This window comes from Achromobacter sp. 1011791174, assembly GCF_059760925.1.
Genome location: NZ_JCBANH010000020.1, coordinates 71405 through 82875, shown reverse-complemented (window position 1 = coordinate 82875; position 11471 = coordinate 71405). Strand labels below are relative to the sequence as shown.

Genomic DNA, 11471 nt, shown 5'->3' with positions numbered 1-11471 from the left:
GGCGCTGCCGGCCATGTACGACTCCATGGCGCTGGTGTACGCCAAATCGGCCTTTGCGCAGCCGCCCAGGAGCTGGCGCGAGTTGTGGGACCCCAAGCACCGCGGAAAGATCGCCATTTCGACCAATGCCAACGTCAACGGCAGCATGATCGCGCTGACCGCGCTGGCCAATCGGTTGGCCGGCAGTCCTGATGGCGCCGCTGATCTGGATCCCGGCCTCGAGTACCTGGAGAAGCTCGGCCCCAATGTCCAGACCTGGACGCCTCGTCCGAATCAATACTGGCTGGTGGCGCGCAAGCAGGTGCTGCTGGCCGTGGGTTGGAATTCCCGCAGCCAGAGTCAGATGGACAGCCTGAGCGGCTATGGCGTGACGGTACCCAGTGAGGGAACCGTCGCCGTGCCCATCCTGATCGCCCAGGTCGTCGGCCGGTCCAACGGCAAGGCGGCGCAAGCCTTCATCAATTTTTCACTGGGCGCGCAGGTGCAACAGGCGTTTGCCGAGGCGATGTACTACGCGCCGTCGAACCAGAAGGCCAAGATTGGCGAGGCGGCGCGCGCCAGGATACCGCTGTTGTCGCCGGGCGTCGCCGCCAGGCTGATCCCGCTGGACTGGGCTGGGGTGACGCCGGCCCAGCTGTCCCATATGCGGGCGGCGTGGCTGACGCGCATCATGAAGCCGGCGCCGTAGGTCTGATAAGACTGTCACTTTTTTCCGGACCATTACTACCGGAATTGTCTGATGGTGCGGTGCGGTGTCGGGTTGTTACCTTAGTTTCCGTGATGAATGCGCCGGGCGTTACTTGGTTCCGGGCAGCCCAGCACGAGACTTCCGACACGTACCTACTTGGCTTATCAGACATCTATGAAACACCGTACCAGCAAGCTTTTTGCCGCCCTCCTGGCTTGCGCCGCCAGCGCCGGCGCCATGGCCCAGGCGACTCCTTCCTTCAAGATCACGGTCAGCGGCACGATCACCCCGGGAAGTTGCAAGCCGGAGTCGGGCGATTTGACGTTCGACATGAAGAACATCAATCCGAAGTCGTTGAACAACGACAAGATGACCCAGTTGCCGATGATCCTCCAAAAAGTGAAGATCACCTGCACCGCCGATACCTCGATCGCGCTGAGCGCGCAGACAACCGCCAGCGCGGCGACGGCCCCCACGGGGAATCTGGAACACACCCAGGCTGGCACGTCTACCTACCCCCAATCGCAGTATGACTTGGTTGACGACAACAAGAATCGTGCCGGCGTGTTCGCCATGCAGTTCCGCAATTTCTCGTACACGGGCGGCGGCACGGGAGCCTCCACCAACAAGGCCGTGATCATCAAGAGCACCGACAAGAACTCGTGGTCTACCGCGGCATCGAACGGCTGGGATGCCTGGCAGCTCAAGACGAACGGTTCCGACTATCTGTCTTTTGCCAGTCCCACCGCCGACACCACGCCCGTCCTGGCCTCGACATTCGAAGGCGAACTGATCGTGGCGCCGGCGATCCTGCCCAAGAAGGACCTGAAATTGACTGGCGACCTCAAGATCTCCGGCGGCGCGACCATCACGCTGAACTACCTCTGATCCAGGCGGCATCGCGTAACGCGCGCTTCGATATCCCGAGAGCAACATGAAACACATCCAATCCAGCAAGATCCTGCTCGCGCTCCTGGCATGCGCCGCTGGCGCAGCCACGGTCGTGTCGATGCCGGCTGCGGCACAGTCCAGTGCGCCGGCCGCGCCGGCTGCCGCCGCAGCTGGCGCCCCTGGCGCCGCGTCTGCACCCAGCAGCCTGAACGTCGCCGTCGGCGGCACGATCACTCCGGGCAGCTGCAAGCCCACCCTCGCCGAAATCAAATTCAACGAAACCAAGGTCAATGTCGATTCTCTGAAGGACACAGCCGAGACCCCGCTGCCGCCTGCCGTCCAATCCTTTTCCATCACGTGCGAGAGCGGTGATGCGGCAATCGCCTTGTCTGTCGGCGGCTCCAGTAATCTGGCGGTTCCTGATGAAAACGGGCTCAAGCACACGGCCACGGGCATCGTGGCCGAGGCCAAGAAAGGCTATATCTACGATCTGGTCGACCAGGCAACGTCGAAGGAGCGCATCGGCCGGTATGTCTTCCAGTTCCGCAATTTCCGCTACACGACCACGGCCGCGAACGGGAAATCCACCAAGACCGTGGTCGTGACCAGCGCCGACAAGGCGACCTGGACCACGGCCGCGGACACTGCGACCCACGCCTCGCAGCTGAAGTCGGATGGCTCAACGTTCGTGACTTTCGCCGAGTCCGGCCAGTCCACCGTGCCGGTGGCCGCGAAGGAGTTTAGCGGCGACATCGTGATCGGCGCCGTCATCCAGTCGAAGACGGCGCTGAAGGAGGCGCTGAAGATCTCTTCCGATCTGGCGTTCTACGGTACCACCACCCTCGTCCTCAGCTACATCTGATCCGTGGCGGTTGGCGCGCGTGGCGCGCCGGCCGCCGACAGCCTGCCAATATGAAACTCCGAATTTTGCTCGCCTGGGCCTGCGCGATGGCGCCGCTGGCGGGATACGCGCAAGTCCCGTCCTTCAAGGTGGCGGTGCAAGGCGAACTCAAGCCTGCCGCCTGCACGATGCAGGTTTCCGAGCAGGGTTCGTTCAACTACGGCAAGCTGAAGCTGAAGGACCTGAACAAGGACACGTACACGCTGCTGCCGGTGCTCGAGCGGGAACTGCGCATTTCCTGCGAAGCCAGGACCAAGGTGGCGCTGACCGCCAGCGATCCTAACGCCGGGCTGGTGCCGTTCAAGGATCCCATTGTGTTTTTCGGCGGGCATGGCAAGAGCTGGTCCTCCAGTCGCCAGTACGGCCTGCGCAACGAGGCCGGGCGCGCCATCGGGTCCTGGGCATTGATGCTGGTTCCGGGCTTCACGGTGGACGGCCAGGCCACGGACTCGATCTACAGCGGCGACAACGGCAAGTCCTGGGACCCGTCGGTCGGCAATTTCTTCCATGACGACGGCAGCCTGGAAACCTGGGGCCTGCCCGGCCTGAAGGAGCCGGCCTTCGGCAGCGTATTCCAGGGCACCATGCGCGTCCAGGTCGCGCTGGATCGTATTGCCCAGCTTGGCGTGTCCACCGAGGTTCCCTTCAGCGGCGGCGCGGTCCTGACGCTGGTCTATCTCTAGCGGCCTGCGCCGCCTCGTGCCGGGAGAGCCGGCTGACCATGAAGCCTTACTTGAATTTCCTGTACGCCCTGACGGGTATTGCATTCAGCGCGGCGAGTTTCGCCGCCTCTCCCGCGCCACAAGCCGCCAATTGCCGCATCCAGCTGGGCGGCGGCGCCGTGGTCGACTACGGCAAGATCAAGCGCAACCTGCTGCGCGCCGCCGAGGCCGCGCCGCTGCCGCCGCAACAACGCAACATCACCATCAGCTGCGACCAGCCGGCGACGGTCGCGCTGCGCCAATCCGGCGGCGATGGCAGCGCCAGTCCCCTGGCCAGCAGCCGGCTCGGCGTGACGCCGCAGGCCAGCCAGGGCCTGGGCCTGGCGGCCGGCAGGAACCTGGGCGCGTTCGTGCTGCGCTGGCGGCGCGATACCGCCACGCTGGACGGCTCGCCGGCGCGCCTGATCGTATCGTCCGACGGCGGCGCGACCTGGCGCGAGCTGGACGCAGACGCGGCCCCGGACGCCAACGACCTGATCGCCTGGACCCGCGACACGCAGCGTCGCCCGTCCAGCGGCCGCACGCTCACCGTCGGCGTGCGGATCGAGGCGGCCATCGCGCCGACCTCCACGCTGTACCTGGGCCGCGAGGTCCAGCTCGACGGTGCGATAGATCTGTCGGCCGTTTTCCTGTAGGCCGCCTTACCCGATGACCTTCTTCGCGGGCCGGCAACGGCCGGCTTGACCACGTCCTTTTTCCTGCTGATTGCTATGAAAACCATCCTGACCTGCGTTTCCCTGGCCTGCGCGTTGCTGGCCAATCCCGCCGGCGCCGCCGGCGTCGTTCCCGAAAGCTCCGTGCTGATCGTTGACGAGGCCACCGGCGAAGGCTCGATGACCGTGCAGAACACCGATACGGCGCCCGTGCTGCTCTACACCACCATTGAGAACATCGCCGAGGACCAGGAGGAGCTGGTCGTCGCCACCCCGCCCATGGCGCGGCTGGAGGCCGGTCAGTCCCAGCTGGTGCGCTTCATGCTGACCAAGAAGGGACCGCTGGCCACGCAGCGCCTCAAGCGCGTGTCCTTCGAGGGCATTCCCTTCGCGCGCGGCGCCGACAACCAGGTCCAGACCACCTTCCGCCAGAACATCCCCATGATCATCCAGCCGCGTTCGCTGGAGAAGCTGAAGGATCCGTGGACGCGCCTGACCGCGACCGTGGACGGCGACCGGCTGCGACTGTGCAATGACAGCGCCTACGTGGTGCGCCTGGCGCAGCAGGCGCGCCTGGACAGCGGCAATATCGCCGTGCCGCTGCCCAAGACCTACCTGCTGCCGGGCGAGCGCCTGGAGCTGCCCGTCAAGGGCAAGCAGCCGGGCGCCGCCGGCACGGTCACGATCTGGCCGGCCACGGTCTACGGCTATGCCGTGGGCACCCACGCAATCACCTTGTCGGGCGCCTGCAAGCCCACACCAGGGAAATGAAGCCGCGCGCGCACGCGGCGGCGGGCCTGGCTGCGATTCTCTGCATGACGGTCTCCTCTGCCGCGTTCGCGCAGCAGTTCGATCCCCAAACCTTGAAGCGGCTGGGCATCTCGCCCGAAGCCGCGGCCTACTTCAGCAAGACCGCGCGCTTTCTGCCCGGCGTCAGCCGGGTGCGCCTGGTGGTCAACGGCACGGACCTGGGCACGATGGACGTGCGCTTCAGCGATGAAGGCACGCTCTGTTTCACGCCCGAGCTGTTGCAGCGCGCCGGCCTGAAGGTGCCGGACGGCACGTCGGAGGAGTCCTGTCAGGATTACCGCAAGGCCTACCCGGAAACCGCCATCACGCAGCTGCCGAACCAGTCCCAGGTCGATATCGTGACGCCGCTGGCGGCGCGCGCCCCCATCGAACAGTCGATCCAGGGGCAGTACGCCTCGGGCGGCGCCGCCGCCATGATGAACTACAACGTGAGCGGCTCGCGCAGCGCCAGCGGCGGTTCGAGCTATCAGTATCTGCGCGCCTATACCGAAACGGGCGTGAACATCGCCGACTGGATCCTGCGCAGCCGCCAGGACTATTACTCACAGGGAGGGCGCTCCACCTTCACGCAGGGCGACACCTACGCGCAACATGCCGTGCCGAGCGTGCGCTCGACGTTCCAGGCGGGCCAGATCTCGCCCGCCGGTTCGCTGTTCTCCGTCGGCACGTTGCGCGGCGCGCAGCTTTTTCCCGAACAGGCGCTGCGCCAGACGCTGGCCTCGGGCGTCAACTTCAGCGGCATCGCCACGGGCCAGAGCCGGATCGAGGTGCGGCAGCTGGGCCGGCTGATCCTGATGACCCAGGTGCCGGCAGGCGCCTTCACCATCAATGATGTGCCCATCGTCAGCGGCAATTCTGACCTGGAGGTCCAGGTGATCGCCGCCAGCGGCGAACGGCAGCAGTTCGTCGTGCCGGCCGCGTCGTTCGGCAATGTGCGCAACGTCGCCCCGCAAGGGCTGTCCGCCGCGGTGGGGCGTTACCAGGCCTCGCGCGGCAGTGACAGCCGGACGCCGCTGGTCGCCACCGTCAGCAACGGCTGGAGCCTGGGCAGCCGCAGCACCCTCAACGCCGGCGTTCTGGTGTCCGCCCCGTACCGCGCACTGGCCGCCGGGGTTTCAGTCAACCCCAGCGATGCGCTCAGCGCTTCGATCGGCGTGCGCGCGTCCAGCGCCAGCTTCGCGGGCGAGAAGCTCCAGGGCCAGCAGATCACGGCGAACCTGTCGGCCACGCCGGTCGAGCGCTTGTCCACGAGCCTGTCGGCCACCTTGCAGACGGAAGGCTATCGCGACCTGGCGCAGGTGGTGCAGGCGCCGCGCCCGGATGCCAGGATTTTGCCCAGCGCGAGCCAGACCTACACCGCCGGCGTGTCCTGGTTCTCCCCGACCCTGGGCGCCTTTTCCGCAGCCTATACCACCAGCCGCCTGTCCCGCCAGGAAGGCAAGCGCAACCGCGCGACGCTGTCCTGGAACCGGAGCTTCGCCCGCACCTCGGTCAGCCTGTCCATGGCCAAGGATCTCAGCACGGGCACGCGGGCGCGATCGGAAAACCAGTATTTCCTGACGCTGAGCTTCCCCCTGGGCAGCGCCAGCGCCAGCACCTATGTCAGCAAGTCAGGCAATAGCGGCAGTGTTGGCGCTACTTACTCCGACACCGTCAGCCCGCAGTTCAGCTACAGCGTCAGCTCGAGCGTCGCCAGGCCCGACGGCGCGGTCAATTCGTCGGCATCGATCGACGCGATGCCGCGCTACGCGCGCGTCAACCTGTCCGCCAACCGGGGTTCGCAAGGCGGCGTGTCGACGAACTGGGGGGTGCAGGGCTCGGTGGTGGGCGCGGGTGGCGCGGTGGCGTTCTCGCCCTATGAGGTGGGCGACACGTTCGGCATCGCCAAGGTCGGCGACCTGGGCGGGGTGGAAATCCAGACGCCTTCGGGCCCGGTCTGGACGGACGCCTGGGGCAACGCCGTGATTCCGGGACTGACGGCCTATGGCGAAAGCTCGGTGGAAATCAGCACTGCCAGCCTGCCGCGCAACGCCAACCTGCCGAACGGCGTTCAATCGGTCAAGCCGGCCCGCGGCTCGGTGCAGGTGCTGGACTTCAATCTGCGGCAGGTCCAGCGCTACCTGCTATCCGCCGTCCTGGAGACCGACCGGCAGCCGCTGGCCGAACGCCTGCCGGTGATGGACGGACGCGGCAACCTGGTGACGCTGGTCGGCCGGCAGGGACAGATATTCCTGGACGATGACTATCCCGCGCCGTTGCAGGTGACGCTGCAGGATGGCAGCAAGTGCTATCTGGAGTTCACGCCCGAGGGCAAGCCGGACCCGGATCGCCCCTATCAGGACGCGCTGGCCGTGTGCCGCAAGCTTCCGCCCGGGAAGGCGGCGTCGTAAGGAGGGCGGAGCCTGGGGAAGGCGGGGCCCGGGACGCGTCCGTCCGGCGTCCCGGGCGGTCTCTTGCCGGCGCGGCCGCCGCCGCCGGGCTACCATAGCGGTCTTATCCCTTGATTTCCTGCCATGTCCACGCGTTCCGACACCCCCCATCTGGCCCCGCCGCTATCCTCTGTCCTGCTTTCCAGCGCGGGGGTGATCGAAGAGGTCCTGGACGGCCGGTCCCTGACCGAGGCGCTGGCCGACGTCGATGGCGCGCTGCGACCGGCGGTGCAGGCGGTGTCGTTCCACGCGATGCGCTACCTGGGCTGGGCCGACGCGGTCGGGCGGGAACTGGTGCAGCGCTATCCCAACGTCCTGTTCGAGTCCCTGCTGCTGGTGTCGCTGACCCTGCTGAAGGCGGAAGGCGAGGCCGCGGCCGCCGTGCCGGGCATGCCGGTCTACGCGCCGCACACGGTGGTGGACCAGGCCGTGACGGCCGCGTCCAAGGCCCGCGCCCTGGCTGCGTTCAAAGGGTTGCTCAACGGCTGCCTGCGCCGCTTCCTGCGCGAACGCGAGGCGCTGGCGGCGGCCGTGGCCGACAGCCCCGAGGCCCAGTGGAACCACCCGGGCTGGTGGGTCAAGCAGCTGCGCGTGGCTTATCCGCAGCACTGGCAGGCGATCCTGCAGGCCGCCAATCTGCCGGCCCCGCTGACCTTGCGCGTGAACCGCCGCCGCGCCAGCCGCGAACAGGTGCTGGCCGCGTTCCAGGACGCCGGCCTGGCGGCCGAGCCGGTGGGCGCGGCCGGCCTGGTGGTGGCGACGCCCCGGCCGGTGGTCCAGTTGCCGGGCTTCGCCGAGGGCTGGTGGTCGGTCCAGGACGCCGGCGCGCAACGGGCCGCCGAATTGCTGGCTCCGGCCGACGGCATGCGGGTGCTGGACGCCTGCGCGGCCCCGGGCGGCAAGACCGCCCACCTGCTGGAGCTGGCGGACATCGACCTGCTGGCCCTGGACGCCGACGCCGGTCGCCTGGAGCGGGTCGGCCAGAACCTGGACCGTCTTGGCCTGGGCGGCGACCGGGTGCGGCTGCAGGCCGCCGACGCCGCCGACCTGGACGCCTGGTGGGACGGCAAGCCCTTCGACGCCGTGCTGGCCGACGTGCCGTGCACCGCATCTGGCATCGTGCGGCGCCATCCCGACATCCGCTGGCTGCGCCGCGAAAACGACCTGCGCCGCACCGCCGCGTTGCAGACCCGCATCCTGGATGCCCTGTGGCGCACCGTGGCGCCGGGCGGGCGCCTGCTGTACGTGACCTGCTCGGTGTTCCCGATCGAGGGCACGCGCCAGGCGCTGGAATTCCTGCAGCGCCACCCCGAGGCCCGGCGACTGGACGCGCCCGGCCAACTGCTGCCTGTTGCGGTCGATGCAACACCGGCCGAGCAACAGGACGGATTTTTCTACGCCTTGTTTGCCAAGCCGTCCTGAATCGCCAAGAATAAGGGGCATAACGGTGTAGCGGTGTCGTATGTCCATCATTTCGCGCTTATTTTTCGGGTTGTTGCTGGCTTCTTCCTTGCTGTTTCTCATGCCGGGCGGGCAGGCGCACGCTTCCGAGCCGCGCGTCGTCAGCGTCCAGCCCGCTGTGCGCGACGGCAAGCTCCAGATCGACGCCGACGTGGAATTCGAGCTGAACCAGCAATTGCGCGATGCCGCCCAGCGCGGCGTGCCGCTGTACTTCACCGCCGACCTCACCATCACCCGCGATCGCTGGTGGTGGTTCAACAAATCCCTGGTTGACACCACCCGCACCTGGCGCGTGACCTACAACGCGCTGACGCGGCAATGGCGGGCGGGCGTGGGCGAGCTGAGCTTCCCCGTGGCCTCGCTGGACGACGCCATGAGCGTGATCCGGCACATCCGCAACTGGCAGGTGGCCGACGCCGACGATTTCGATGAAGACACCCGTTACGACGGCCAGCTGCGCCTGCGGCTGGATACCTCGCTGTTGCCCCGGCCCTTCCAGGTGAACGCGCTGAACAGCAGTTCCTGGATCCAGGCCACCCCCTGGGTCGATTTCGTCTTCGAGATCAACGGCTTGGAGAAAGACCCATCATGAGGTTGCTGCTCAGGCTGGCCCTGGTGGTGGGCGCCATCAGCGGCCTGGGGCTGCTGGGCCTGTTGGCCTGGTCCACCGGCAATGCCTCGCGCTTCGCGCGCTATTACGACGTCCTGCTGATCCTGAACGGGATCTTCGCGCTGGCGCTGTTCGTCTGGGTGGTGGCGCTGACCGTGCGGCTGGCGCGGCAGATCCGCCGCCGGCAGTTCGGCGCCCGCCTGACCGCCCGCTTCGCGCTGGCCTTCGCGCTGATCGGCGTGGTGCCGGGCGCGCTGATCTACACCGTGTCGGTGCAGTTCATGTCGCGCTCCATCGAATCCTGGTTCAACGTGCGGGTGGACACGGCGCTGGAGGCGGGCCTGAACCTGGGCCGCGCCGCGCTGGATTCCCAGCTGGCGGACCTGGACGCCCGCGCCCGCTCGATGGCGGTGGAGCTGAACCGCAATACCGACGTGGGCGTGTCGCTGGCCCTGACGCGGCTGCGCGAGGCCAACGGCGTGCAGGAGGCCATGGTATTCACCGGCAGCGGGCGGATGGTGGCGTTTTCCACCAATCAGTATGGGCAGCTGCTGCCGGCCATGCCGCCGGCGGCGGTCATGAATCAGCTGCGGGTGGCCCGCGGCTACTCCGCGGCCGAGGCGGACGATCCCGTCACGGCCGGCGCCGACGGCGGGCTGCACCTGCGCGTCATCATTGCGCTGACCGGCCCCGACCGCTACGACAGCCCGCTCAGCGCCGCCCCCGAGCCGCGCTGGCTGCAATTGCTCCAGCCCGTGCCGGAGCAGATCGCGCACAACGCCAATCAGGTGCAGCAGGGGTTCCGCGACTACCAGGAGCTGGCCCTGTCGCGGCTGGGCCTGCGCAAGCTCTATGGCATCACGCTGACGCTGGCGCTGCTGCTGGCCGCCTTCGGCGCCATCGCCGTGGCGCTGTCGCTGTCCAAGCGCCTGGTGCGCCCGTTGCTCAGCCTGGCCGCCGGCACGCAGGCCGTGGGCGTGGGCGACTACCGGCCGCTGCCCGAGCCGCCCGAACGCGACGAAGTCGGCCAGCTGACCCGCTCGTTCAACGCCATGACGCGCCAGCTGGACGAGGCCCGCCGCATGGTCGAGAGCAACCGCCAGCAGCTGGAACGCTCCAACGTCTATCTGGAAAGCGTGCTGTCGAACCTGTCTTCCGGCGTGCTGGCGTTCGACGAGTCCTTCCGCGTCACCACCGTCAATCAGGGCGCGCAGACCATCCTGCAGGCCGATCTGCGCTCGGTCATCGGCCGGCCGCTGGAAACCGTGGGCGGCATGCTGGAGTTCGCCAACGTCGTGCGCCAGGCTTTCTCGGCCCACGCCGCCGTCGGCTCCGAGCGCCAGCACTGGCAGCAGCAGTTCGAAATCACGCCGGCCGCATCGGCCGACGGCGACATCGCGCCCCAGCCGCTGACGCTGCTGGCGCGCGGCACCCACCTGCGGGTGGACGGCCGCGGCAACGGCTACCTGGTCGTGTTCGACGATATCACCGAGGTGATTTCCGCCAACCGCACCGTGGCCTGGGGCGAGGTGGCGCGCCGGCTGGCCCACGAGATCAAGAACCCGCTGACGCCGATCCAGTTGTCGGCCGAGCGGCTGGCCATGAAGCTGGAAGGCAAGCTGCCGCCGGCCGAGGCGCAGATCGTCGAGCGCTCGACCAACACCATCGTCAACCAGGTGGCCTCGCTCAAGCAGATGGTGGACGATTTCCGCGAATACGCGCGCACGCCGCCGGCCGTCATGCAGCGCATCGATTTCAACGCCCTGGTGGCCGACGTGCTGTCGCTGTACGGCTGGGACCCCGAGGGCGGCGGCGCCGGCCGCTTCGGCGAGAAGGCCCTGAACCTGGACGTGACGCTGGAGGCCGGCCTGCCGGCCATCGAGGGCGACCCCACGCAGCTGCGCCAGGTCATCCATAACCTGCTGTCCAACGCCCGCGACGCCATCGCCGAGCTGGGCGGGGAAGGGCGGGTCAGCGTGACCACCCAGCTCATGCGCAGCGAGCAGCCGGACCGCGCCGACCAGCAGGCGCTGCGCTTCACGGTGGCCGATACCGGCCCGGGCTTTCCGCCGCAGGTGCTGCAGCGGGCCTTCGAGCCCTACGTCACCACCAAGTCCCACGGGACTGGGTTAGGATTGGCGATCGTGCGCAAGATCGTTGAAGAACATGGCGGCCGGATCGACCTTGCCAACCGCAAGGACGGCGGCGCGCGGATTTCCATCTTGTTGACCCGGCTTGCGCCGGGAGCCGATACTATGGACGCGACCGCGCAAGAAAAGGATAATGCGGCTACGCAATAGGTGGAT

At 67.7% G+C, this 11471-nt stretch carries 10 protein-coding genes; all 10 read left to right on the top strand.

Annotated elements, in window-relative coordinates:
• Positions 1-688: extracellular solute-binding protein (locus AC6LJ5_RS10150; protein WP_498140391.1), on the top strand; the 688-nt coding region annotated here is incomplete at its 5' end.
• A 174-nt stretch (positions 689-862) separates the two neighbouring features.
• Positions 863-1576 carry a DUF1120 domain-containing protein gene (locus tag AC6LJ5_RS10145; RefSeq protein ID WP_498140390.1) on the top strand — a complete coding sequence of 238 codons (714 nt, stop codon included), beginning with the start codon at positions 863-865 and terminating at the stop codon, positions 1574-1576.
• A 46-nt stretch (positions 1577-1622) separates the two neighbouring features.
• The gene (locus tag AC6LJ5_RS10140) at positions 1623-2441 is read left to right on the top strand and encodes a hypothetical protein (protein ID WP_498140389.1); all 819 of its coding nucleotides are present in this window, start codon (positions 1623-1625) and stop codon (positions 2439-2441) included.
• Positions 2442-2491: 50 nt separating this feature from the next.
• A complete protein-coding gene (locus tag AC6LJ5_RS10135) occupies positions 2492-3163 on the top strand; it encodes a DUF1120 domain-containing protein (protein ID WP_103271443.1) in 672 nt (223 codons plus the stop codon).
• 38 nt (positions 3164-3201) lie between these two features.
• Entirely contained in the window at positions 3202-3837 is a 636-nt protein-coding gene (locus AC6LJ5_RS10130) for a DUF1120 domain-containing protein (protein ID WP_498140388.1), read from the top strand.
• A 75-nt stretch (positions 3838-3912) separates the two neighbouring features.
• Positions 3913-4626: a fimbria/pilus chaperone family protein gene (locus AC6LJ5_RS10125; protein ID WP_498140387.1), complete on the top strand. Its 714-nt coding sequence runs from the start codon at positions 3913-3915 to the stop codon at positions 4624-4626.
• Positions 4627-4670: 44 nt separating this feature from the next.
• Complete coding sequence (locus AC6LJ5_RS10120) at positions 4671-7055, top strand: fimbria/pilus outer membrane usher protein (protein ID WP_498140386.1); 2385 nt, start codon at positions 4671-4673, stop codon at positions 7053-7055.
• A 123-nt stretch (positions 7056-7178) separates the two neighbouring features.
• Positions 7179-8516: a 16S rRNA (cytosine(967)-C(5))-methyltransferase RsmB gene (rsmB, locus tag AC6LJ5_RS10115; protein ID WP_498140385.1), complete on the top strand. Its 1338-nt coding sequence runs from the start codon at positions 7179-7181 to the stop codon at positions 8514-8516.
• Positions 8517-8556: 40 nt separating this feature from the next.
• The gene (locus tag AC6LJ5_RS10110) at positions 8557-9147 is read left to right on the top strand and encodes a DUF4390 domain-containing protein (protein ID WP_103271439.1); all 591 of its coding nucleotides are present in this window, start codon (positions 8557-8559) and stop codon (positions 9145-9147) included.
• Positions 9144-11465 carry a sensor histidine kinase gene (locus AC6LJ5_RS10105; protein ID WP_498140384.1) on the top strand — a complete coding sequence of 774 codons (2322 nt, stop codon included), beginning with the start codon at positions 9144-9146 and terminating at the stop codon, positions 11463-11465. Before AC6LJ5_RS10110 ends, AC6LJ5_RS10105 begins: the two co-directional genes overlap by 4 nt.
• The last annotated feature ends 6 nt before the right edge of the window (positions 11466-11471 follow it).